This window comes from Gemmatimonas sp. (assembly GCF_027531815.1).
Classification (GTDB): Bacteria; Gemmatimonadota; Gemmatimonadetes; order Gemmatimonadales; family Gemmatimonadaceae; genus Gemmatimonas.
The window spans coordinates 58,813-80,664 of the sequence record NZ_JAPZSK010000017.1 but is presented as its reverse complement, the minus strand read 5'-3'; the positions used below and the strand labels follow the sequence as shown (position 1 = coordinate 80,664).

The 21,852-nt window shown below is 67.7% G+C and carries 19 protein-coding genes, 1 other RNA gene and 1 pseudogene; 6 read left to right on the top strand and 15 right to left on the bottom strand.

Annotation, left to right across the window (positions count from 1 at the left end):
• Positions 1 to 548 precede the first annotated feature (548 nt).
• Positions 549 to 1,163, top strand: a pseudogene (locus O9271_RS18500) (glycosyltransferase); the annotation flags it as partial.
• 263 nt (positions 1,164 to 1,426) lie between these two features.
• On the opposite strand, the gene O9271_RS17195 reads toward O9271_RS18500, so the two are convergent.
• The 4 genes from O9271_RS17195 to O9271_RS17180 form a co-directional block, all read right to left on the bottom strand.
• Positions 1,427 to 2,986: a sigma-54 dependent transcriptional regulator gene (locus O9271_RS17195; protein ID WP_298272452.1), complete on the bottom strand. Its 1,560-nt coding sequence runs from the start codon at positions 2,984 to 2,986 to the stop codon at positions 1,427 to 1,429.
• Between the two features lie 371 nt (positions 2,987 to 3,357).
• Positions 3,358 to 4,107 (bottom strand): response regulator, encoded by a 750-nt coding sequence (locus O9271_RS17190; protein ID WP_298272450.1) that lies wholly within the window; start codon positions 4,105 to 4,107, stop codon positions 3,358 to 3,360.
• Positions 4,104 to 5,444: an ATP-binding protein gene (locus O9271_RS17185; RefSeq protein ID WP_298272447.1), complete on the bottom strand. Its 1,341-nt coding sequence runs from the start codon at positions 5,442 to 5,444 to the stop codon at positions 4,104 to 4,106. Before O9271_RS17185 ends, O9271_RS17190 begins: the two co-directional genes overlap by 4 nt.
• A 123-nt stretch (positions 5,445 to 5,567) precedes the next feature.
• A complete protein-coding gene (locus O9271_RS17180; RefSeq protein ID WP_298272444.1) occupies positions 5,568 to 6,182 on the bottom strand; it encodes a TIGR00730 family Rossman fold protein in 615 nt (204 codons plus the stop codon).
• A gap of 104 nt (positions 6,183 to 6,286) precedes the next feature.
• On the opposite strand from O9271_RS17180, the gene upp reads away from it, so the two are divergent.
• Positions 6,287 to 6,943: a uracil phosphoribosyltransferase gene (gene upp / locus O9271_RS17175; protein WP_298272441.1), complete on the top strand. Its 657-nt coding sequence runs from the start codon at positions 6,287 to 6,289 to the stop codon at positions 6,941 to 6,943.
• A gap of 19 nt (positions 6,944 to 6,962) precedes the next feature.
• Here upp and O9271_RS17170 read toward each other — a convergent pair whose 3' ends face one another.
• Positions 6,963 to 7,616 carry a DUF2225 domain-containing protein gene (locus O9271_RS17170; protein ID WP_298272438.1) on the bottom strand — a complete coding sequence of 218 codons (654 nt, stop codon included), beginning with the start codon at positions 7,614 to 7,616 and terminating at the stop codon, positions 6,963 to 6,965.
• A 268-nt stretch (positions 7,617 to 7,884) separates the two neighbouring features.
• On the opposite strand from O9271_RS17170, the gene O9271_RS17165 reads away from it, so the two are divergent.
• The gene (locus O9271_RS17165) at positions 7,885 to 8,841 is read left to right on the top strand and encodes a hypothetical protein (RefSeq protein ID WP_298272436.1); all 957 of its coding nucleotides are present in this window, start codon (positions 7,885 to 7,887) and stop codon (positions 8,839 to 8,841) included.
• A gap of 38 nt (positions 8,842 to 8,879) precedes the next feature.
• Here O9271_RS17165 and mnmE read toward each other — a convergent pair whose 3' ends face one another.
• From mnmE to rpmH, 5 genes are all read right to left on the bottom strand, one after another.
• Entirely contained in the window at positions 8,880 to 10,262 is a 1,383-nt protein-coding gene (gene mnmE, locus O9271_RS17160) for a tRNA uridine-5-carboxymethylaminomethyl(34) synthesis GTPase MnmE (protein WP_298272432.1), read from the bottom strand.
• Positions 10,259 to 11,923 carry a membrane protein insertase YidC gene (gene yidC, locus O9271_RS17155; protein WP_298272430.1) on the bottom strand — a complete coding sequence of 555 codons (1,665 nt, stop codon included), beginning with the start codon at positions 11,921 to 11,923 and terminating at the stop codon, positions 10,259 to 10,261. The genes mnmE and yidC overlap by 4 nt, the downstream gene beginning before the upstream one ends.
• 84 nt (positions 11,924 to 12,007) lie before the next feature.
• The gene (yidD, locus tag O9271_RS17150) at positions 12,008 to 12,220 is read right to left on the bottom strand and encodes a membrane protein insertion efficiency factor YidD (protein WP_291260891.1); all 213 of its coding nucleotides are present in this window, start codon (positions 12,218 to 12,220) and stop codon (positions 12,008 to 12,010) included.
• A gap of 7 nt (positions 12,221 to 12,227) precedes the next feature.
• A complete protein-coding gene (rnpA, locus tag O9271_RS17145) occupies positions 12,228 to 12,596 on the bottom strand; it encodes a ribonuclease P protein component (protein ID WP_298272429.1) in 369 nt (122 codons plus the stop codon).
• Positions 12,554 to 12,751, bottom strand: a complete 198-nt coding sequence (gene rpmH / locus O9271_RS17140) for a 50S ribosomal protein L34 (RefSeq protein ID WP_298272427.1) — start codon at positions 12,749 to 12,751, stop codon at positions 12,554 to 12,556. The genes rnpA and rpmH overlap by 43 nt, the downstream gene beginning before the upstream one ends.
• Before the next feature lie 329 nt (positions 12,752 to 13,080).
• Here rpmH and dnaA point away from each other — a divergent pair, with 329 nt between their 5' ends.
• Positions 13,081 to 14,499, top strand: a complete 1,419-nt coding sequence (gene dnaA / locus O9271_RS17135) for a chromosomal replication initiator protein DnaA (RefSeq protein ID WP_298272425.1) — start codon at positions 13,081 to 13,083, stop codon at positions 14,497 to 14,499.
• A 233-nt stretch (positions 14,500 to 14,732) separates the two neighbouring features.
• Positions 14,733 to 15,845, top strand: a complete 1,113-nt coding sequence (dnaN, locus tag O9271_RS17130; protein ID WP_298272422.1) for a DNA polymerase III subunit beta — start codon at positions 14,733 to 14,735, stop codon at positions 15,843 to 15,845.
• 167 nt (positions 15,846 to 16,012) lie between these two features.
• Here dnaN and O9271_RS17125 read toward each other — a convergent pair whose 3' ends face one another.
• Together O9271_RS17125 and rnpB are read right to left on the bottom strand one after the other, a co-directional pair.
• Positions 16,013 to 16,819: a hypothetical protein gene (locus O9271_RS17125; protein WP_298272420.1), complete on the bottom strand. Its 807-nt coding sequence runs from the start codon at positions 16,817 to 16,819 to the stop codon at positions 16,013 to 16,015.
• 112 nt (positions 16,820 to 16,931) lie between these two features.
• Positions 16,932 to 17,361: RNase P RNA component class A (gene rnpB, locus O9271_RS17120), an RNA gene on the bottom strand.
• Positions 17,362 to 17,590: 229 nt separating this feature from the next.
• Between rnpB and O9271_RS17115 the strand changes: the two genes are divergently transcribed.
• Positions 17,591 to 18,550, top strand: a complete 960-nt coding sequence (locus O9271_RS17115; RefSeq protein ID WP_298272418.1) for a helix-turn-helix domain-containing protein — start codon at positions 17,591 to 17,593, stop codon at positions 18,548 to 18,550.
• On the opposite strand, the gene O9271_RS17110 is transcribed toward O9271_RS17115, so the two are convergent.
• From O9271_RS17110 to O9271_RS17100, 3 genes are read right to left on the bottom strand one after another with little or no spacing between them, the layout of a single operon-like run.
• On the bottom strand, positions 18,523 to 20,220 hold the full coding sequence (locus O9271_RS17110; RefSeq protein ID WP_298272415.1) for a methyl-accepting chemotaxis protein: 1,698 nt from the start codon (positions 20,218 to 20,220) through the stop codon (positions 18,523 to 18,525). The two genes, O9271_RS17115 and O9271_RS17110, sit on opposite strands and share 28 nt — an antisense overlap.
• Before the next feature lie 59 nt (positions 20,221 to 20,279).
• Entirely contained in the window at positions 20,280 to 20,876 is a 597-nt protein-coding gene (pyrE, locus tag O9271_RS17105; RefSeq protein WP_298272412.1) for an orotate phosphoribosyltransferase, read from the bottom strand.
• A complete protein-coding gene (locus O9271_RS17100; protein ID WP_298272409.1) occupies positions 20,873 to 21,820 on the bottom strand; it encodes a serine/threonine-protein kinase in 948 nt (315 codons plus the stop codon). The genes pyrE and O9271_RS17100 overlap by 4 nt, the downstream gene beginning before the upstream one ends.
• Between the last annotated feature and the right edge of the window lie 32 nt (positions 21,821 to 21,852).

The following is a 21,852-nucleotide window of genomic DNA, read 5'->3' as shown; positions in this document are numbered from 1 at the left end:
CGGAGGGGTGCCGGGGGTACCGCCGTTTCGTTTGGCGTCTCCGTCGGCCAGCCGTGGCCGCGCCGCGTCCCATGGGGCACCCACGCGAAGCTCATCACTGCGCCAATGGCACTTGCCTTGCCCCCTTGTGCTGATCCGTGAGGCGCGCCGATCCGGCTGCTTCTGGCTTTCTCCCCTTCAGCGGGACGCATTCCGTGACGACTTCGATTGCCGATGTGATCAGCGGCCGGCCACTTCTCGTGCACAGCCACCTGCGCTGGGACTTCGTGTGGCAGCGCCCTCAGCAGCTGTTTTCGCGGTTCGCACGGTCCCACGAGGTCCTCTTCGTGGAGGAGCCGCAGTATCTGGATGATCTGGTGCGTCCCACGCTGCAGCGGACGCAGCCGCAGCCCGGCGTTCATCGCGTCATCCCGCGCCTGCCGGCGTCGTACCGCGACAGCGAGGCCGCCTCCCTGACGGCCATCCGCGCCTTGCTGCTCGACCTGACGGGTGCCACGGGTGACCTGGCCAACCGGTTCGACGCGCCGGTGCAGTGGTTCTATACGCCCATGCCGGCGCCCGCCATGCTGGGCGCGTTCCAGGAGTGTGCCGTCGTGTACGACTGTATGGACGAGTTGGCACAGTTCCGCTTTGCCCCCACGGAACTCGTGCACCGCGAGCGATACCTGCTGGCGCGTGCCGACGTGGTGTTTGCTGGCGGCCATGCCCTGGCCACCGCCAAGTCCCGCTTTCACGACAATGTGCATTTCTTTGGCTGCGGCGTGGACGCTGACCACTTCGCCCGGGCGCACGACGCCGACACGGCGATCCCCGAGCTGCTGGCCGCCCTCCCCGGACCGGTACTCGGCTACGTAGGCGTCATCGACGAGCGGCTCGACTATGCCCTGCTGGCCCACGTGGCGGAGCGCTTTCCCGCCGCCAGCGTGGCCATGGTGGGCCCCGTGGTGAAAGTGGATACCCGCGACCTGCCACGCCGCGAGAACATCCACTGGTTCGGGCAGCAGCCGTACGAGGCGCTCCCCGCTTTCCTCAAGGGCTTCGATGTGTGCCTCATGCCCTTTGCCCTCAACAAGGCCACGCAGTACATCAACCCCACCAAGACGCTCGAGTACATGGCCTCCGGCAAGCCGATCGTGTCGACCCCGGTAGCCGACGTCGTGCGCCACGTCGTGCCACTCGTGACGGTGGCGGAGAGTGCCGACGATTACGTGGCGGCGATCAGTGGGCGTCTGTTCGCGGGGACGCTTCGGGGCCTGGCGCTACGAGGTGGGCAACATGGATCACTCGGTGGCCCAGGGGGTGGAGTGGGCCAACCGTATCGTGCTCGACGCGGCGACAGACGAACTGACGTATCAGGCCCGGCGCGGCTGTTGAGGGAGAAGACGGGACGCGGGCGGGCACGTCGATGCCCCGCCCGCGCCCCCACCTAGAGCTCGCGATGCACTTCGCCGGTCCGCAGGTCGCGGCGCGCCAGCAGCTTCTGCAACGACTGCCGGTGCAACCCGAGTGCCCGGGCCGTGCGCGCGATGTTGCCGCCGTTGCGGGCCAGCGCGGCCGTCAGGAACGCGCGATCGAATTCGCGCAGGGCGCGCTCGCGCGCCTCCACGAACGGCAGGTCAGCCGACTGCTCGAGCAGCGCCAGAGGCATGCGCATGCGCGGGGTGCTGTTGGCGAGATTGGCCGGCAGGTCGCACACGGCAATCTCCGCCCCGTCGCACATGACGATGGCGCCTTCGATCACGTTGCGCAGCTCGCGCACGTTCCCCGGCCAGTCGTACGACATCAGGAGTTCGCGTGCATCCTCACCGATGGCCCGGGCCGGCAGGCGGTGGCGTTCCGCGAAGACGTGCAGGAAGTGATTGGCGAGCAGCGGAATGTCGTCCTTGCGGTCGCGCAGTGGCGGTAGCGCCAGCGAGATCACCTTGAGCCGGTACAGCAGGTCTTCACGGAACCGACCATCCGCCACCATGTCGTCAAGCGGCCGGTTTGTGGCGGCCACGACGCGCACGTCCACGTGCGTCGATCGGGTGCCGCCCACACGCATCACCTCGCCGTTCTCCAGCGCGCGCAGCACTTTCGCCTGCGCGAGCGGGCCGAGGTCGCCGATCTCGTCGAGGAAGAGCGTGCCGCCGTGCGCGGCTTCGAAGAGGCCGCCGCGATCCTTCACGGCTCCCGTGAAGGCACCGCGCGTGTGGCCGAACAGTTCGCTCTCCACGAGCTCCGACGGCAGAGCCGAGCAGTTGAGCGCCACGAAGGGCTTGTTGCGTCGACCGCTTTCGTCGTGGAGCGCGCGCGCGACCAGCTCCTTGCCCGTCCCGCTCTCGCCGGTCACCAGCACCGTCACGTCGGTGCGCCCCACGCGCGAGATCATGCGAAAGACGTCCCCCATGACTGGCGTGGTACCGTACATTCCGCGGAACATCGGGACTGCCTGCGGCACGCCCGGAACCGGCACCGCCGGTTCGTGAACCAGCGCCATGCTCCCCAGCCGCCGGAGAAAGGCCACGGCCTCCTGGGCTTCCACCGGTCGTGCCAGGTAGTCACTCGCCCCGTGCTCGGCGGCCTGGTGCGGTGCCGACGACAGCCCGGGCGCCGCGAGGAGCGCCGTGAGCACCTCCGGGTGGCGGTCGTGCATGGCGTCGAGCAGCACGAAGCCGGCGTCGTCGGCCAGCTGCTGGTCGCAGACCACCAGATCCACCTGCGCGCGGGCGACCATATCCACCACACCGGGCGCACCGGACGCACTCAACACCTCCGTACCCTCACCTTCGAACGCGGTGCGCAGCGCATCCTGCGCCACGTGGTCCGGCGAGACGACCAGAATGCGCATGATGCGCCGGGAAGCCGTGGCATCGGTGGCCGTTGTGGCGGCAGCATGGGCGGGGTCGTGATCGCGGCCACCGACGTGGCGCGAGGGGCCGGGGATGGCACGGGCGAGAGCGTGTGACGCAGCGATCTCGTTGCGGTACAGAGCGACGTGGCTCATGTGCGGACCTGGTGAGATGTCGACAAGCGTCGGGCATCGTGAGGGGAGTGCGGCAAATCACATGGGAAAAGCAGAAAAGGCGCGTTGCCTGCGCTCGGAGAGCGGGGCTGCGCGCCTTCGACTGACCGGGACCCGAGTCCCGTCCGCCAAGGTTGGATCAGCGAGTGATCCCTATGTGGGTGGTGCCTGTGTTTCCCGATCAGCGGCGACGACCCGCACCCTGCCGAGTTCACCGTGACGGTCTACACGTGGAAGGTTGCGCAGCAGGACCGGCGCCGCAAGAGGGGTTTCCACGTGGAACATCACGCGGCGTACACAATGTGGATTAGGTGTGCACAAGTGCACTGTGATTCACTCTGCGCCGGAACCGCTCACACATGCTTCAGCAACAGTTCGAGACGCTGCCGCAGATCACCCAGCGTCTTCGACTTGAATGCCCCCTTGGTTTCCTCCAGTACGGCGATCGTCTCTTCCACGGCCGCCTGCAGCTGTGCACCGCGCGGACAGTTGATGAGCTGGCAGGGATGTGCCTCGGAGGTCGACGTGCCGGCAAGCGCCCGCCCCAGCTGCTCGAGGTCAGTCAGTGACCCCATTACGTTGCGAAGGGTGAGCGCCAGGAACGTGTCCACGTCGGCGCGAGGCTCGCTCGTTGGCAGCACCGGCAGGCCAAGCGACACGCGCGGCTCGGCGGGTTCGATCTGCTCGCGATACGCGCGCAGGCGCGCCTCGGCGCTCTGCATGGCCTGATACGAGCGAAATCGCGCAACGGCGCTCGACACCCGCTTGAGCAGATCGGGGAAGTGCACCGGCTTCACGAGATAGGCCGCTACGGGCAGCTCGATCGAGGCCACCGCCGAGCGCACACTGGGGAAACCGGTGATGATGATGATGGGCAGCCCGCCACTCACGTGGGCCACCTGCTGCACCAGGTCGAGATCCGCATTCCCCGGCATCTCGAGATCCGTGATGAGGAGGTCGTAAGGCGCCGCCGCGATCGCCTGCAGGGCCCCTTCGCCGTCCTCCACCGTGTCCACGGAAAACCCCTCACGCCGCAGCAACTCGGCCGTCGAGCTGAGAAAGGTGGGTTCATCGTCGGCAATCAGAATGCGACCACGACTCATCGCAGCGCTCCGGTATCCAGGGGAGTCATGGGTAAACGCACCTCGAATTCCGTACCGCCGCCCGCGCGATCGTGAACGGTGATGGTACCGCCGACCGCCAGGACGGACTGCCGCACCAGCGCCAATCCGATTCCCATACCACCGGTCTTCACGGTTCGATCCTTGGTGCTGAAGAACGGGTCGAAGATGCGATCGCGAATGGCCGCGGGCACGCCTGGTCCTTCGTCAGTCACCCGCAGGACGCAGTGATCCCTCTCCTGCCGTGCACAGACGGTCACGGTGCCGTTGGCGGGTGACCCATCCACGGCATTCTGCACCAGGTTGTACAGCGTCTGCCGAAGCAGCGCGTCGGGGACTGGCACAAGTGATGGCGCCTGCGACATGTCCGTGACGATGTGCACGGGTCGGCTGCGATTCACCTGTTCGAGAAAGGTCACCGCGTCGCTGACCGCGAGAATGACGGACGATTGCGTCGCTGTGGACTGATCGGGGCGGTAGGTCTCGTACAATTGTCGCGTCACCGCGGCAATGCGGGCAATCTCGCGTTCGATCGCCCCCACGAATCGGTAATGAGGGTGGGTCTCGGGAATCGACCCGCGAAGGAGCAGAAACGCGTTCTGGATGCCGGCCAGGGGATTGTTGATCTCGTGCGCCACGCGCGCGGCGAGCTGCCCCATGGTGGTGAGCGCACTGATCTCGCGCAGCGACTCCTCCGCGCGCTTGCGGATGGTGAGGTCGCGCCCTTCGGCAATCACGCGGTGGGCGCCCGCATGGCCGTCGTTCAACGGCTTCAGCGAAAAGTCCATCGTGACGGCGCCCTCTCGACCGGCGGTCAGCTCCACCTCGAAGCGCTGAATCTCGCCCGCGCGCGCGCGGGCGAAGCGCTCCTGAACGCGCTCCGCCGTATCGGCGTCGCCATCCCACCAGGGCGCGTGCCAGAACGGCACGCCCGCCAGCTGCCCCGGCGGAATCGCCGCGAGTGCACCCGCAGCCCGATTGGCCTCCAGCACGATGCCGTCGGCATCGAGCAGCAGCTGCACCTGAAAGACCGTGTCGAAAACGGCGCGGAAGCGCTCGCTCTCCTCGAGGCGCTGCTGCCAGATGCGACGTTGGAGCCACAGGGCGGTCGTGAGCAGCATCGACACCGTGAGACCGAGCGCGAGCACCACCACCGGCAGTGGCGAATGCGGCGCATCGACCGGCTCGGCAATGTCGATCACGAGGGCGCGCGCAACGAGCACCTGCCAGAGCACGAGTACCACCAGGCCGAGGACATCCCCACCAGCGCCGCCAGCCGGCGCCAAAGCGGCACCAATCGCGATCCCGTCAGCAACCACTTAGTGGATCGAGGCGCGTGCATGACCTCGATTCTCGGCGTTCTGCCGCGGCGACGCCAGATGCAGCCCGCGGGCTGCGCACGGGGTGGCGACCGTCGTGCGACGAGGCGCGACGGCGCATCCTCACGTGTCGCGGAGACTCAACCAGCGCCGCACGTGGGGCGGGGCAAAAGTCGTCAGGCGATCGAGCAGGTGGGCCGGATCGTCGTGCCGCACGAGCCACTCCGCGGGCGCCCCGCGAAGAAACCCCTCCTGGTCGAGACGTGCGACCAGCGACAGCAACGGCTCCCAGAACTGGCGCGTGTCGAGCAGCCCCAGTGGCTTGCGGTGCACACCCAGCGTGGCCCACGTCCACGTTTCGAACAGCTCCTCGAGGGTACCGATCCCACCGGGCAGGGCGATGAAGGCGTCGGCAAGCTCCGCAATCATCGCCTTGCGCTCATGCATCGAATCCACCACCTGCAGCGACGTGATGCCACGGTGCGCGACTTCACGTTCCACCAGACCGTGCGGCATGACGCCGATGACCTCGCCGCCTGCCGCCATGGCCGCGTCGGCCAGGGCACCCATGAGCCCGGTCCGACCGCCGCCGTATACCACGGCGATCCCGCGGTTGGCCAGCAACGTTCCGAGGGCGTGGGCGGCGTGCACGTAGTCGGGGTGGGCCCCTTCGTTCGAGGCGCAGTAGACTGCGACGCGCTGAAGCGTCGTGTGGGGCGTGGCGGCGGCTGTCGTCATGCCTGAAGTGTAGCGCGTTCAGCGCCGCGGCACCGCGGCCCCCGCCGCGACCGCTTCGGCGGCCGACCGCTCGCGCTTCGCGTCGCTTCCGGGCATAATCGGGGATGGCTCATTCCCACCAAGGCATCGACTTCCCGACGCTCAGCATCGTCGACCACCCGCTGGTGCGCCACAAGATCACGCTGCTGCGCGATCGCGCTACCCCCACCAAGCAGTTCAAGGAGCTGGTGGACGAGATCGCCATGCTCATGGCCTACGAGGCGACTCGGGATCTGCTGCTGGAGCCGACCACCGTCGATACGCCACTCGAAACCACCAGCGGCTGGACGGTACGCGGCAAGAAGCTCACGCTGGTGCCCATTCTGCGCGCCGGGCTGGGCATGGTGGAGGGGATCCTGCGCCTCATGCCCTCCGCCCGCGTTGGGCACATCGGCCTCTACCGGGACCACGATACGCTCGAGCCGGTGGACTACTACTTCAAGGTGCCGGGCGACGTGTCGGAGCGCGACTTCCTGCTGCTCGATCCGATGCTGGCCACGGGAGGCAGTGCGGCCGCCGCCGTGTCCTCGCTCAAACGCGCCGGCGCCACGCGCATTCGCTTCCTGTGTCTCGTGGCCGCGCCGGAGGGCGTGCATCGCCTGGCGGCGGCGCACCCTGATGTGCCCGTCCTCACCGCATCGCTCGACCGGGAGCTCAACGAGTTCGGCTACATCCTGCCGGGGCTGGGCGACGCCGGGGACCGGCTGTTCGGGACGCGATAGAGCGACGCCATGTCTGCCGCTACGTGAACCACTCCCGCGGCTGCAGCTTCTGCTGTTCGGCCACCTCCAGCACCCACCCCTGTGCCGTCGGTTCCGTGACTTCGTCCGCCACCCGGTCGAACCACTGCTCCGCCTCCACATCGTCCCCGATGCGGCGCCACAGCTCCCCCACCAGATAGGTGATCACCGCGCGCTCGTCAGGGGGTACACCATCGAACATCGTCAGAGCGTCGGCAAAGGCCCACGCGGCGTGACGACGGAAGTACCGCTCCGCTTCCGTGTCCCCCTCGTCCACGCAGCACCAGGCCGCACGCAGGTACAGATCGGCCAGATAGCGCGGCTCATTCCCCTGCCAGGCCGCCACCTTGGCCGCATGCTCGTACTTGAGCGACCCCGATGGCAGCGACGCGCGCAGCGCCGGCGTCAGCTCCGACGACACCAGCTCCTGGAGCAGGGTGCTCGGCACCACGTCGTCATCGAAGTCGCGCGCCACACCGGCGTAGCCGCAGTGCGTGCACAGATGCACGAGATACGGCAGCGGCTGCATCCCGGCCGCGTGCTCGTGAAAGTCGGTGCGTTTGCCGCCCAACCTATTGGTGGCCACGACGGTCTGCGAACGGAAGACCGTGGCGCAGACGGGGCAGGTCAGTTCGATAAAGTGGAGCGTGGTCATGGCGACATCGGAAGCATGGGGATGTCGCCGAGTCTCGGCATCAACCGTCACCAAGTTGAACCAGGCGACGCCGGTTCTCCACATTCCGTGTCACTTGTCTCTTGTTGTGACTTTGGGGGCGGGCTAACTTCCCGCCTTCCATGGAGTGCGTGGACGCTTCCCACCTCCGCGTCTCGTTCGGCGAGCGATAGGTGTCTCGCGCCGGGGTCCGTCCCCGCGTGCCGACACACCGTCACGATCGCGCCGGCTTCCCGACCCCGGGTCGTTGATGTTGATCAATCTCGTTCCTGATTTTCTTGCGGTTCTTGAAGCCGAAGACCGTTTCGCGGCCTACCTCGAGTACTTCGAGCGACACCGCGAACTGCTGACCGCCTATTGGGACAATTACGTCCTCGAGCCGTCCGGTCCCCACTTCGAGGAGGTCGTGCGCAACACCGTCGCTGCCGACCGCAGCGACCTGCACGCGCTGCTCGCCACGGCCGACCTGGTCACGCTGGCGCGGCACACCCAAGACAAGGTGCGCATGCTGCTCGATGTCGACGTGCCATACGACATCGTGCTCATGGTGGGCGTGGGGGCGGCCAACGCCGGCGAACTGGTGGTGAACGGGCGCGGCATCGCCTTCGTCTGCCTCGAGCACTTCACCGGCATTGCCAACCCCGATACGCAGGGGCTGGGCCTCGATCCCGAGCTCATTCCGCTCTGGCTGGCGCACGAAATCACCCACGTGATCCGCTACACCTCCCCCACGAGCCGCAGCAGCATGCGCGACCTCGTGCGCGACGCCGGCGGCTACTACTCATACTGGGAAACGGGGCGGCAGGCCTCCCTGCGCGAACTGCTCGTGAACGAGGGACTCGCGGTGCAGGTGTCCCGCGCGGTCAGCCCGGGACATGCGGCGTGGGAGTACTTCGGCTTCGGTCGGCGGCAGTACGCGCGCGTGCGCGAAGTGGAGCCGGTGCTCACCCGTGCCGCCACGCGCGACTTCGAGCGCACGGCCTTGGGGTTGCGCCTGCGCTACCTGTCCGGTGGCATGAGCGACGAGGCCCGCACCCTCGAGCGCACCGTGCTCCCCGAACGCGCCGGCTACTTCCTTGGCGCCCGCATGGTGGAGGCTGCCATCCAGGGGCGCGGCTTCGCGTGGTCAGTGCGCGCGAGCGCCCACGAGCTCGCGGCGGCAGCGGAGCCGGTCACCGAGCGCCCGCGTCTGACGGTCGTCAGCTGAGAGAAGGGAGCCGAGACGGTCCGGGGCTCCCGTCTCACTCACTTCCCAATGCAGAAGTCGCGGAAGACCCGGTCCAGCACCTCCTCCGTGTCGACCGCGCCGATCAGCTCCGCGAGCGCCTCGCGCGCTGCCAGCAAATGCACCGCCGCCACGGGTGCGGGGAGCGCGCCTCCGTCCCACGCCGCCAGAAAGGCCACCACCTCGTGGCGCGCGATCGTGAGCCCCGCGCGATGGCGCTCCCGGGTAATGAGGACGGCGTCGGCTTCCCCCGGTGTGTGCGCCTGCGCGGCTGCATCGATGCGCTGCAGGAGCGCGGAAAGTCCGGCGCCCGTTTCCGCGCTGACCGGCACCGCATCGCCGTCACCCGTTCCGTTGGTGGCGTTCCGCAGGTCGCTCTTGGTGAGCACCGGCACCACGACCGCCATCGTGCGCTCGCGCACGACCTGCTGCGTGTGCACGAGGTCTTCCGTGCTGGCCCCGCACGCCAGCACCACCTGGGCCTGCGCGAGATAGCGTCCGCTCACCTCGATCCCCAGTCGTTCCACCTCGTCGTCGGTGTCGCGCAGCCCTGCGGTATCCACGAGGCGCAGCGGCAGGAGCCCGCTTTCCCGGTCGAGTAGCGCCTCGATGGCGTCACGCGTCGTGCCCGGCACCGCCGTCACGATCGCGCGCGACTCGCCGAGCAGCGCATTGAAGAGGCTCGACTTGCCGGCGTTCGGCGGCCCCGCGATGACCACCAGCGCGCCGTCGCGTACCATCGCGCCACGAGGTGCGGTGCGCAGGAGCGCCTCCAGCGCCTCGTCGAGGGCCCGCGCCGCGGTCGTCACCCGCTCCGGCGCGATGGGACCGTCATCTTCCTCGGGGAAGTCGATATCGTAGGCCAGCAGCGCCTCAAGCTGAATCACCTCGTCGCGCAGTGCCAGCAGGCGGCGCGAGAGCCCGCCGTCCAGCTGGGCGAGCGCCTGCCGCTGCATGGCCTGCGTGCGCGCCTCGATCACGTCGGCCACGGCCTCCGCCTGCAGCAGGTCCATGCGGCCCAGCAGCACGGCGCGACGGGAGAACTCCCCCGGCCGGGCCGCGCGCGCGCCAAGGCGGATGCAGGCGCCCATGACCACCGTCGGCGACACTGCCCCGCCGTGGGTGCCGATCTCCACCACGTCCTCGCCGGTGAACGAATGCGGGGCGGGAAAGGCGGTCACGAGCGCCTGCTCCAGCGGCGCCCCGGTTTCCGGGTCGGCCAGCTTCACCAACTGCGTGCGGCGAGGGTTGATGGCGCCACCCGTTACCCCACCGAATGCGCCGAGAGCGCGCGCCATGTCGATGGCGCGCGCTCCCGAAAGACGAACAATGGCCACCGCGCCGCGCCCGGAGGCGGTCGCCAGCGCGACGATCGTATCGTCGTCGCCGGGCAGCAGCGTCATCCCTTCACCAGCGGCTTGGTGCGCTCCTGCGAAATGAGCCACTGCTGCGGCAGCGACGCGAGGTTCTGGATGAAGTAGTACAGGTTGAGCCCCGACGCCATGCTGAAGAAGAAGACCAGCATGATGCCGGGCATCAGATACATCATCATCTTCTGCTGCTCATTGCCCTTCTGGCCACGCATGCCGATCCACGACATGAGCATGGTCGTGGCTGCCACCAGCACGGGAATGATGTAGTACGGGTCCTTCACCGAGATGTCCGGGAACCAGAGGAACGGCACACCGCGGAACTCGATGGTGTTCTGGAAGACGAAGAAGAGCGCGAAGAACACCGGCAGCGGGATGAGCATGGGCAAGCACCCCGAGAGCGAGCTGAACGGGCTCATGCCGTGCTCCTTGTAGAGCTCCATCATGGCGGCCTGCAACTTCTGCGGCTCGTTCTTGTAGCGCGTCTGGATGGCCTGCAGTTCGGGCTGGATACGCTGCATCTGCATACTGCTGCGCATGGCCTTCTGGTTGAGCGGCCAGAGAATGATGCGGATGGCCACACCGAAGATCACGAGGATCCAGCCGTACGACAGCCCGAGCGTGCTCTTCATCCACAAGAGCAGGCGAATGACGATCGTGGCGAAGGGCTGCACGATTCCCTGGATCCAGCCGCCGTAGGGGTTGGACGTTTCGAATTCGCGCCCCAGCGCCACCAGCCGCTTGAACTCCTGCGGGCCGACATAGACTTCGAAGGCGGCGTTGCCGGCCTTGAGTGGGGTGACCAGGGTGGCTTGCCCGCGCACCGCCTCATCGTTGATGCGTGGCCCGCCGGTCACGTTGATCTCGGCGAAAGGGGTGCCCCCCTTGGGAGCGAGCACGCCCACGATGAAATACTTGTTCTTCGCGACGCCCCAGGTAATGGGACCGGCGTCGATTTCGCGCTCGCCCGGGTCGACGGAGTGGAAGGCGATCCCCTCGGCGCCCGACAGCTCCGGCTTGTACGCGTACGCCAGATGCGAATGGTCTTCGGTAGTGTCCGACTCGGAGCTGCGGAACCCCGTGGGCAGGTCCACCAGCAGGTAGCTGTTCTCGGGCACCCCGGCGACCGCCGCCGCGACGTTCACGCGATAGCTGTCGGGAAGGAAGGAGTAGCGGATCGAGACCAGCCGCCCCGCCAGATCCGCCTCGTAGGTGATGACGGTGTTGTCGCCGTCAGCCGACTGCGTGGAACGGAACGTCTGCGTGGTGAGGTCGATCGTGTCGCCGGGCACGACGAGGCGATACCCCAGCATGCGCTCGTTGGGGAGCGCGAGCTCCACGGTGCCGCTGCGGGTCCGTCCCCCGTTCGACAGCGCCTGAAACTGCGTCAGCGATGCGCCAATGAGCGCGGCGCCCTTGCTCGTGGTGCGGTAGTCGGCCACGGCGGTGTTCACCACCGCGGTATCGACCGGCAGCACGACCGCCGGCTCGGCTGGCGCCACCGGCACGCCCAGCGCGTCGCCGGCCACGGCACCACGCACGCTCGGGGCGCTGCTGTCGGACACGGTCTGTGCCGAATCCGCCGTGGCCTTCCGGGCGCCCGGGACCGGCGTGGGCGTGGGGAAGAGGTACGGCGTGACGAGCAGCACGGCCGCCATCAGCACGACAGCCAGAACGATACGACGTGGTTCCATGGGAAATTGAGAGTGGCGCTGGAATGTCCCTGTCCGGTTGGCCCGACGGCGAATCCCGGCGGGAGGGTCCGGCAAGCGATCGCGTCAGGGCACCGGGTCGAATCCGCCTGGGCGGAACGGATGGCAGCGGCCAATGCGGCGCAACGCCATCCACCCCCCGCGCCACGCGCCATGCTTCTCCAGCGCTTCGATGGCGTAGGCGGAACAGGAAGGATAATAGCGGCACGCCCCACCGAAGATGGGCGAGAGGGCGACCTGATAGCCGCGCACGAGCAGGATGAAGAGCTGCCGCACCATGCTCGGCTTACCCAACCCGCTTGAGCAGCTGGCGGATGGCCTGCTCCAGCTCCCCGCCGAGCACCGCGAAGTCGCGGTCGTAGGCAGAGGGGAAAACGCGCACGACCACATCGAGTGGGGGGTGCTCCTGCAGGAGGCCGAGCATGCGGAGCCGTACGAGCTCCCGCAGGCGGCGTTTCACCAGGTTCCGCGCCACCCCGGAGTGCTTGTACTTGGGCACGACAAACCCGACGCGCGATAACGCATGAAGGGAAGCGGTGGCGCGCACGTCCAGTGACGCGGTGCGCACTCGCTTCCCTTCGTGACGAACCCGTTCGAGGTCGGTGCCGCGCGTCAGCCGAAGCGGACGCGGGAAGGCGCGGGACTCAGGCGCCAAGCGTACTTGGACGGGAGCTGGACGGTGAGCTGCTTGCGCCCCTTCTTGCGGCGACGAGCGAGGACGGCGCGACCCCACTTCGTCTCCATGCGCGCACGGAAGCCGTGCTTACGGATGCGACGCGTGTTGCGCGGACGATAAGTGGGCTTGCCCATGGCGAACTCTACGAAGAACGAGTGAAAACGAGCCGGAATGCCGGCGCAACGTCAGCGTGGTGGACAGGCCGCGCACGTAGCGCAATCCCGTCGAGCCTCGGAATGTATCCGGGCCCGTGGTGAGGGTCAAGGGGCGTCTGCGCCGGAATGGCACTTCTAAACTAGCTCCGGACAACGACTTGAGCATCAACAGGTCCACTTGCTTGCCAACACGTATCGGCGCGCCGGCGCCGCCCAACTCACGCGGGTTGTACCAATTGACTTATCCACAATAAACGGGGTACCTTCGCCGCCCGCGTCGCTTCCGTTCGCCACCGCTCGAGTCGCCAATGTCGCTATCGCCTGCTGAAATCTGGGATCGCCTGCGCCAACGGGCGCGGCAGGTGCTTCCGGAGCAGACGTACCGTACCTGGCTCGAGCCCACCGACGCCATCGCGGTCGAAGGCGACACGCTCGTCATTGGCGCCCCGGACCAGTTCTCCGCCGACTGGAGCGACTCGAAGCACGCCGACCTGCTCGCGACCTTTGCCCCGGTCGCGCTTGGACATCCCATCAAGATCCGCTTCAAGGTGCACGAGGAGCGGGTGGGGCGGGTCCAGATGGACATGTTCGTGGCGCCTCCTCCAGCCCCGATTGTCGCGCCACCAGTGGCGCAGCAATCGCGCATGTCTACGCCACTCAACCCGCGGTACACCTTCGACCAGTTCGTCATCGGCAAGTCGAACGATGTCGCCGCCGCCGCCGCCCAGGCCGCCGCCCAGGCGCCCGGCAAGGTCTACAATCCCCTCTTCATCTACGGCGAGACCGGGCTCGGCAAGACCCACCTCATGCAGGGCATCGCCCACGAACAGCTGCGGCGCACCCCCGCCCTGCGCATCGCCTACGTCGGCACCGAGCAGTTCACCAACGAGTTCATCGGCGCCATCCAGACCGGCCAGATGGGCGATTTCCGCCGTCGCTTCCGCGAAATCGACCTGCTGCTGGTGGACGACGTGCAGTTCCTGAAGGGGAAGGAGAGCACCCAGGAGGAGTTCTTCCACACCTTCAACGCCATCTACGAGGCCGGACGACAGATCGTGCTGACCTCCGATCGGCCCCCGAAAGAGATCCCCGGACTCGAGTCGCGCCTCGTCTCGCGCTTCGAGTGGGGGATGGTCGCCAACGTCGATTCGCCCGACTTCGAGCATCGCATCGCCATCCTCAAGAAGAAGGCGAGTCTCGATCACCTCGAACTCACCATCCCCGACGAAGTCATCGAGTTCATCGCCCAGCATGTGAAGTCGTCGGTCCGCGAGCTCGAAGGGTCCATCATCAAGCTGCTGGCCTACGCCTCCCTCAAGCACCGCGACATCTCCGTGGACCTCGCGCGGGAGGCGCTGCGCGACAAGCTGCGCGGCGCCACGCATTCCGACTTCCCCGACGTCCCGCCCACCACCATCACCGTCGCCACCATTCAGCAGGTCGTGGCCCGCGAGTGGGGCGTGACGCCGGATGGCCTGCGCTCCAAGACGCGCACCAAGCAGCTCACCGTGCCGCGGCAGATTGCCATGTATCTGTGTCGGGAGCTGCTGGCGCTGCAGCTGGTGGAGATCGGCAACGCCTTCGGGGGTCGCGATCACTCCACGGTCATCCACTCCCTGGAGCGCGTGGCCGAAGACATGGCCGCGGAGACGGGGTTCGCCGAGCGGGTGCTGAAGGTGCGGAGCATGTTGGAAACCCTGCGGACAACCGGTCAGCTGGGCTCCTGAATCCCCGCCGCTCCACACGACCCCACATTGGCCCACCCCCCCACTGTGTGCCGCCGGGGAGTACCTCCAGCACCCCACAGGATGTCCACATGAGGTGGTATGGCGGAAGTGACTGAAAACGCGTAGCTTGCAGCGTTTGTAAACAAGCCCACACCCCCTGCTGCTACTACTGGTTTTCTATCTAAGTCTGCTTTTAAACAGCAGGCACCAGCAGTCCTTCCACAATTCCGGGCATGAAGTTCACGATCTCGCGTGAGAAGCTGCAGGAAGGCCTCCAGGCCGTGACCGCTGCCGTACCGGCCAAGACCACCTTGCCGGTGCTGGCCAATTTGCTCGTCGAGACCACCGATCGCGGTATCCGGTTCTCAGCGACCGACCTCGACATCGCCGTCAGCACAGAAGTCAGTGCCGATGTCGAAACGCCTGGCGCCATCACCATTCCCGCCAAGAAGCTCAGCGAGATTGCCCGCGAGCTCCCCCCATCGCCGGTGAAGATCGCGGCGAGCGGCGAGCAGCGGGTGACGCTCGAGTGCGGCCGATCCAAGTTCAAGCTGCTGGGGTTGCCCCGCGACGAGTTCCCCACGTTCCCCAGCGTGCGCTTCAACGACTCGTGGCGCGTCAGGTCGGGGGAGCTGCAGAAGCTCATCGCCCACACCGCCTTCGCCGTGAGCACCGAAGAGTCGCGCCCCATTCTCAACGGCGTGCTCTGGGAGCTGCGTGAGGAGCGCATGCGCATGGTGGCCACCAACGGCCATCGGCTGGCCAAGATGGAGCTGCCGGTCGAAGCCAGCAGTGCGCCGCCGGGCGATCTCATTGTGCCCCCCAAGGCGCTCGAACAAATCCGTCGCCTCTTCCCCGCCGAAGAAGAACTCGAGATCGCGCGCGGTGACAATCACCTGGGCTTCCGCTCGCCGTTCACGTCGGTGTTCACACGCCTCGTGGAAGGCCCGTATCCCAACTACGAGCAGGTCATCCCGAAGGACAACGATCGCTACGCCCTCGCCGACAAGGCCGCGCTCACGCAGGCGCTCAAGCGCATGAGCGTCATTGCCAGCGATCAGACGCACCGCATCAAGATGTCCTTCAACGCCGGCATGCTGAAGTTCAGCGTCACCACCCCCGATCTTGGGGAAGCCAGCGACGAACTCCCGGTCAACTACACGGGCGACCAGCTCGATATCGGCTTCAACGCCACCTACCTGCTCGAGATCCTCCGCTTCATGCCCACCGAGCAGGTGCGCCTCACCTTCAAGGCGCCGGAGCGCGCCGCAACGATCGAGCCCGAAGGGTGGGACGATCCGGCCAAGTACCTCTGCCTGGTCATGCCCCTGCGGTTGATGGACTGATTGGATGGTGCGCGCGCCGGGGGCGCGCGTGGGGTGACAAGGGAGGGGGCAGGCGGAAGGCATTCAGGGAGCAGGGGCAAGAACTTCCCCCATCCTCCTGACCACCTTCCCCCTGCCCCCTCCCTTGTCATAAACGGCCGGCCCACCGGACGGCCGCGACACCATGCTCAGCGCGCCCGCACCGCCGAGAACTCCGTGCGCTGCACGATCTGCTGACTGCGCGGGGCATTCCCGGGGGTGCGCTCCGTGGCCTGCAACGTCAGTGTCATCATGCCATCCAGGCGCTCCAGGGTGCCCCGCAGCGCATGAACGCGGGCGCGCTGGACTCCTACCCCGGTGCCCGTCAGTTCGAGCGTCCTGAAGGCCGTTCCGCCCTTCCCCTGATACCGGGCGGCAAGGTCCCGACGTACCACCAGCATCTCGTCGGTCAGATCCTCCAGCTGAGAGAGCACGGTGGTTTGGACAACCATAGGAACACCACTGCGACAGGTAAGCGTCACCACGCTGTCTCGCCATCGATCGCCGACCGCAACACCGTTCGGGACCCGCACGAGCAGATCGCGCGCCAGCGCCGCAGCGCTCGCTTCCGGACGATCGCATTCGTTGGCTAACGGGGGGCGCGTGGAGACCCGAACCGCGCCGCTGTCCAGCGTCGCGTCCAGCAGGATAAGCGCCGGCATGGTCGGAACCGGAGCCGTGCGTCGGCTGTCCAGCCCGCTGCGCACCGTGAAGGAATCCACCTGGCCGCTGGCCCGCAGGGCGCCATGCGGCTGTCGCTCGGCCGACCAGGAGACGAGCGCGTAGCTGTCAATGCGCTGTTCCCCGCCGCCACCGGCGAGGGCCACTCGCGCGGATGACTGGACTCGCCAGGTCGTGCTGACGAGCCGCGCCGGCAGCGATACGCGCACGACGGCCGGCACCGCGGACGGTGGCGCCGGCGCCGTATCGGGGGCCGGGGCCGCCGCGGTGGACACGCGCGCTCCACCCCCGCCACAGGCGGTGAGCAACAACGCCGACGCCATCGCGCGACGCGCCGTACCGATGAGCGCAGAACCCAAGACCCCAAACCCGAAACAGGAGTTGAACGGATACCGCCGGCCTGTAAGCCGGGTTCTGTCGGTACACCGAGGTGCACCGGACGGTCATTCCTCTCGGCGTGCCGTCACCGACACGCTCCAGCAGCCTACCCGCGGTTCGCCGAGTCTGCCCGAAGGCAGATCGACGGGGTCGAGGCGAGCCGCCTCTCACCGCCTATTTGGCCTTGCTCCGGCCGGGGTTTGCCGTGCCACGACTGTTGCCAGCCGCGCGGTGGGCTCTTACCCCACCCTTTCACCCTTACCGCCTTCTCGCGAAGACGGCGGTTTGCTTTCTGTTGCACTGTCCGTCACGCACCGCTCGCGCCGTGCGTGCCCAGGCGTTACCTGGCGACCTGCTCTGTGGAGCCCGGACTTTCCTCGGAATCGTGGCGTGACCACGAAGGCCCGTTCCCCGATTTCGCGACCGTCCGGCCGACGATATCCGTTCATCCGCAATATAGCGGTCTCGCACGCGCAATCGCCGCCCCGCGCGCATCCGGTTCACCCCTCGGCGGCATCAATTTCACGCGGCCGGCGCCCGCGATGACGCGTCACGGTGACACATGACTGACACGCGCGACTACCGTGCTGGCCATCCCCGCTCACTCACCGCCAGCGCCCATGAGCGCCCGTGGCGAAACCCCGCACTCCCACCGATCGAGGGTGGTCATGTCCACGAGCTACCAGGCGCGCCCACGCGGCGCGTCCGCCGTCGTCACCTTCGTCACCCCATCCGAACAGCAACGCGTCGATGCCCTGACGAACGGCCGTTGTGTGGCGATGCACCGCGACACTCTTGATCAGGTGCTGCACGACCTGCGAACACATTCGGTGTCCGCCGTCATCGTGTCGGTGTCGCGCTATCAGCAGCAATACGCCCCCTCCATGGCGCGACTCGTTCGGGAGTTTCCGCGCGTCCCCGCCGTTGCCCTGCTCACCGGCAACGAAGCCCGCAGCTCGGCCGCCCTGCTCTCGCTCGGCCAACATGGGGTGCGCACGCTCGTCGATGCGCGCGACCCGGCCGGATGGCGCACGCTGCGGACGCTGGTCACCACCGAGTACGTACAGGATATCGACACCCGCGCCATCGCCGTTCTGCGGCGCGATCTGCAGGGAGCGGTGTCTGCCAGCGTGCGCTTCTTCGAGACGCTCTTTACCGTGCCGCGCAGTCTCACCACCGTGCAACAGCTGGCTCGGCACATGGGCGTCCTTCCCACCACGCTCATGAGTCGGTTCGTCCGCCACGGCATTCCCACACCCAAGCGCTACCTGGCATCCGCCCGCATGGTGCGCGCAGCCCACCTCCTCGAGAACCCGGGGTGCAGCATCACCCAGGCGGCCTTCCTCATGGAGTACTCCTCGCCACAGAGCTTCTCCCGTCATCTCTCCGGTACCCTGCGCATTGGCGCCGCCGAGTTTCGTCGTCGGCACACCGGCGAGAGCATGCTGGAGATGATGCGGGACCAGTTGGTGCTGCCGTATCTCACCCAGCTGCGCGAATTCGACCCCTTCGCGTCACCGCCCGCGTGGTTGTCGCGCGCGCCGGAGCCGCATGCGCCGGAGCCGTACCCAGCAACGGCAATCAGCGCGCCAGTACACCATCACACCGCAGGGAACTCCGCCGTGTGACGCCGCGCCAGCACCCGGAGCCGCGCAGCGGCCTGCGTGAGCTGCTGGGCACTGCGCGAGAGCTCCCCAATGCTGGCCCGCTGCGCATCGGAGCCATCGGCCGCCGCCCGGGCGCCGCTGGAGGCCCGCTGCGCCGACAGCTCGAGCGCATCGAATGCCATGGCCGCCGAGGCCGACAGGGTGGCCTGGGTCTGCGCCAGTGCGGCGACTTCGTCGCTCTGCTTCGTGATGCGGGTGATTCCGTCCACCATGCTCGACAGCGCCCGCGTGGCATCACGAGCAATGGTGCCGGCTCCCTGAACTTCGTGGGCGGTGGTGTCCATGGCCAGCACCGCCGTGTCAATCTCGTCACGCACGCGCTGCACGGTGGCCGCTACCCGCTTCGCGGCGAGGGCACTCTCCACACTCAGCGCGCGAATCTCGTCGGCCACGACCGCGAACCCCAACCCGTCCTCACCTGCGCGTGAGGCCTCGATGGCGGCGTTCAGGGCGAGCATGTTGGTCTGGCGCGCGATGCGGGAGACGGTCTCCACGAATCGACCCACCTGTTCGGAGGCCGGCTGCAGGGCACGCACCGTGGCGGCCGTGGCCGTGACGTCTCGGCCCACCCGCACCAGCGCCTGCGCCGCCCGCTCGATGGCCTCGCGGCTGGCCGCGGCCACGTTATCCACCACGTGCGCGTCGGCGGCCGTGACGTCCGCCGTGCGGCGCGCGGCATCGGCTGTGCGCCGCGCCTCATGACCAGTGTGCACGCCGGCGGCGGCGTGTGCCTGCTGCGCCTCCAACTCCTCGCGCAGGGCGTGCGCCCCGCCCGCCACCTCACCGGCGCGTCGCTGCAGCGTACTGGCTGCGCCGTACACCTGCGAGGCTACGCCCGCGAGTTCATCCGCTTCCCGTTGCACCATTTCAATGAGCAGTTGCAGCTCGTCGAGCATGCCATTGAAGCTGCGCTCGAGAAAACCCAGCTCGTCGGCGTGCCGGGCATCGGCGCGCACCGCGAGATCCCCACGCTCCACCTGCGCCATGCGCTCACGCGTTCGGCGCAACCGCGCGATCAGCCGCGACGGCATCTGAATGACTTGCTGCGCAATGACCACGAGCAGTCCGGCCGCCAGCAGGATCTGCGGCAGCGGGGTGGCGTTCTGCGGGACCGCCGCGTTGTGGGCAAGGCTCGCCACGAGAAAGCCGGTGACGGAAGCGGCCGTGGTGGCGTACCCCAGCGCCGGCCCCCGATCGAACGAGTACGGCACGATGGCCAACACGTACGCCAGCACGAGCACGGGGGCGCCGAACAGGAACACCACACTGCTGATCAGCGCGGCGTCGAAGACGGCAAAGACATACTTGAGCCACCGGCGGTAGAGTGCCGGCGAGCGCCCGAGCGCCGACAGCGCACCGTTGAGGGCGAGGGCGGTGGCGACCAGGGTGGCCACCGTGGCCAGGGGCACACGCGCCAGCCCCAGCTGCATGGCCGCCACCAGGACCACGGCAATGACCACCGTGCTCCAGAGGCGCCGCTTGCCCGCCTGGCGGAACGTGGCCAGGTCCTTGGCGCGCTCTTCCTCGAACAGCACGGCCGAGGGCAGGGCCACGGCGCGCACGCCGGCGCGCGGGGTGGGCAATCGCGACGACGACAGCGGGGTGGCGCGGGGACGGGCGGAGGCGGTCATGACAGAGCAAGGACGCGCCACCGAGCCTGCCCGAAACGCCTCGGGTGACCCGTTCGGCGTTATCCGATCAGCGGCCCGAGCTGTTCCGCCGTGACCAGGCTGATCACCGGTACCCCCGCCGCCACCTCGATGGCCTCGCGCCCGCCTTCCTGGCGGTCAACCAGCGCCAGCACACCAACCACCACGCCGCCGGCAGCGCGCACGGCCTCGACGGCCCTGAGCGCCGACCCCCCGGTGGTGATCACATCCTCCACCACGACCACCCGGTCGCCAGACTGGAACGGGCCCTCGATGAGCTTGCCGGTACCATGCTGCTTGGCTTCCTTGCGCACGGTAAAGGCCCGAACCATCTCCCCGGTACCCGCCTCGGCCGCCAGGGCGCTGGCGTGGGCGATGGCATACGCGATCGGATCGGCTCCCAGGGTCAACCCGCCTACCGAATCGACCGGCCAGCCACTGTGGCGAAGCGTCGCCAGGCCGACCCGCCCAATGAGCAGCTGTCCCTCGGGGTGCATGGCCGTGAGGCGGCAGTCCACGTACAGCGAGGAGCGACGTCCCGAGGCGAGCACAAAATCACCCCGCTTGGCCGAACGTTCAGCCAGCAGGGCGATCAGTCGTGCGGAATATCGGGCGAGCGACGTGTCCGAAGTGGTCAACGTCCGAACAGTCCCTTCATCTTCCCGAACAGCCCACCCTTGTCCTTGCCGGCATCGTTGGCGGCGGTGGCGGGCGCAGCGCCGGAGCTGGTGACCTCGGCGTTCGCGGCGTCGCTGAAGGCGTCGCTGAAGGCCATGACCGACGGGTACCGCTCCGCCGGGGTCTTGGACAGCGCCTTCATGACCACGGCCTCGACGGCGGCGGGGAACGCGAGCGACGGCTTGGCCTTGTTGAGCGACACGGGCGGCTGCGTGAGCAGCTGCGAGAACAGCTCGCGCGGCGACTTGCCGGTGTAGGGCAGGCACCCCGACAACAGGTAGTACGCGATTGTCGCCAGCGAGTACTGGTCGGCGGCCGGTCCCACCAGCTCGCCCGACAACGCCTCGGGGGCCACGTACATGAGCGTGCCCACGAAGAAGCCGGCGCGGGTGAGGCGCTGATCGGGGGCCGCCTCGGTGTCGGCGGCAATGCCGAAGTCGAGCAGCTTGACCTGCCGTGCGGCCGGGTCGTACATGATGTTTTCCGGCTTCAGGTCGCGATGGACGATACCCACGTCGTGGGCGGCCTGAACGGCACCACAGATCTGCGCCATGATGGCGGCCACTTCCTTGCAGGGAAGAGAACCGCTCTTTTCGGCGTACTTGTCGAGAATCTCACCACCCGCCCATTCGATGGCGAGATAGTAGCGATCGGTGTCCGACTGACCGTAGTCTAGGGTGCGGACGATGTTGGGGTGTTCTACCCGAGCACCGAACTGCGCTTCACGGAGAAAGCGCGCCACCGCGGTCTTGTCGTGCTGCAACTTCTCCCGCAGCACCTTCAGGGCAACGGTACCGTGCGTCGGATGGTCGGCGCGGAAGACGGTTGCCGTCCCACCCTCACCAACCTTCCCACGTACCGTGTACCCGGCCATTGTCGTCCCGACTAGCGTCTCGATAGCCACGGGGCGAACGTAACGCCGTCCAGCAGTCGCAG

Excerpts from the sequence above, each read along its gene's own strand:
- O9271_RS17195 (WP_298272452.1), bottom strand. The coding sequence starts at position 2,986 with ATGAGCCACGTCGCTCTGTACCGCAACGAGATCGCTGCGTCACACGCT.
- O9271_RS17190 (WP_298272450.1), bottom strand. The coding sequence starts at position 4,107 with ATGAGTCGTGGTCGCATTCTGATTGCCGACGATGAACCCACCTTTCTC.
- O9271_RS17180 (WP_298272444.1), bottom strand. The coding sequence starts at position 6,182 with ATGACGACAGCCGCCGCCACGCCCCACACGACGCTTCAGCGCGTCGCA.
- upp (WP_298272441.1), top strand. The coding sequence starts at position 6,287 with ATGGCTCATTCCCACCAAGGCATCGACTTCCCGACGCTCAGCATCGTC.
- O9271_RS17170 (WP_298272438.1), bottom strand. The coding sequence starts at position 7,616 with ATGACCACGCTCCACTTTATCGAACTGACCTGCCCCGTCTGCGCCACG.
- O9271_RS17165 (WP_298272436.1), top strand. The coding sequence starts at position 7,885 with ATGTTGATCAATCTCGTTCCTGATTTTCTTGCGGTTCTTGAAGCCGAA.
- mnmE (WP_298272432.1), bottom strand. The coding sequence starts at position 10,262 with ATGACGCTGCTGCCCGGCGACGACGATACGATCGTCGCGCTGGCGACC.
- yidC (WP_298272430.1), bottom strand. The coding sequence starts at position 11,923 with ATGGAACCACGTCGTATCGTTCTGGCTGTCGTGCTGATGGCGGCCGTG.
- yidD (WP_291260891.1), bottom strand. The coding sequence starts at position 12,220 with ATGGTGCGGCAGCTCTTCATCCTGCTCGTGCGCGGCTATCAGGTCGCC.
- rpmH (WP_298272427.1), bottom strand. The coding sequence starts at position 12,751 with ATGGGCAAGCCCACTTATCGTCCGCGCAACACGCGTCGCATCCGTAAG.
- dnaA (WP_298272425.1), top strand. The coding sequence starts at position 13,081 with ATGTCGCTATCGCCTGCTGAAATCTGGGATCGCCTGCGCCAACGGGCG.
- dnaN (WP_298272422.1), top strand. The coding sequence starts at position 14,733 with ATGAAGTTCACGATCTCGCGTGAGAAGCTGCAGGAAGGCCTCCAGGCC.
- O9271_RS17115 (WP_298272418.1), top strand. The coding sequence starts at position 17,591 with ATGTCCACGAGCTACCAGGCGCGCCCACGCGGCGCGTCCGCCGTCGTC.
- O9271_RS17110 (WP_298272415.1), bottom strand. The coding sequence starts at position 20,220 with ATGACCGCCTCCGCCCGTCCCCGCGCCACCCCGCTGTCGTCGTCGCGA.